Annotated in this window: 1 protein-coding gene; it reads left to right on the top strand. The window is 41.1% G+C overall.

Annotated elements, in window-relative coordinates; all coding sequences use genetic code 11:
• A partial coding sequence (locus R7R78_RS29390; protein WP_318119901.1) for an ImcF-related family protein occupies nucleotides 1-521 on the top strand: 521 nt, incomplete at both ends.

Here is a 521-nt window from a genome sequence, read left to right as displayed (position 1 = left end):
GTGCATATCAGCGTATGAAGATGCAGTTTGCTAAAAGCCACGTTCCGTCTTTCCGTTTAACAGACGTGTTAGGACCTAAAGGTTTAGAACAATTTGAGCGAGCAAGTGGAAAACCTCTATCGCAAGGTATTTCCGGTTTTTATACCTACAACGGTTTTCACAGCATTTTCCAAATTCAGATTAATCGCACCGTCAAAGGATTGATGGAAGAAAACTGGGTGTATGGGGATGATCTTAAAGCTCATGAAATTGATCATGATAGTGCTATTCAGGGGGTTCAAGCCCGCTATTATCAAGATTATGTCAATGAGTGGAAAACTCTGATAGAGGATGTTCAGCTTAAACAAGCTCCGAGTTTGGCTTTAGCAACAGAGCAATCAAGAGTTTTATCCGGTGTAGAAAGACCAATTGAATCACTTCTGCGTGCAATACAAAAGGAAGTGGGGTTATCGAAAGTAACGTTATCGGAAAATCAAAAGGCAGCAACGGAAGTCGCAGGAAAGGTTGCAAAAGTGAAGTTT

Source organism: Vibrio sp. 2134-1 (genome assembly GCF_033339495.1).
This window is presented reverse-complemented; position numbering and strand designations above follow the sequence as displayed.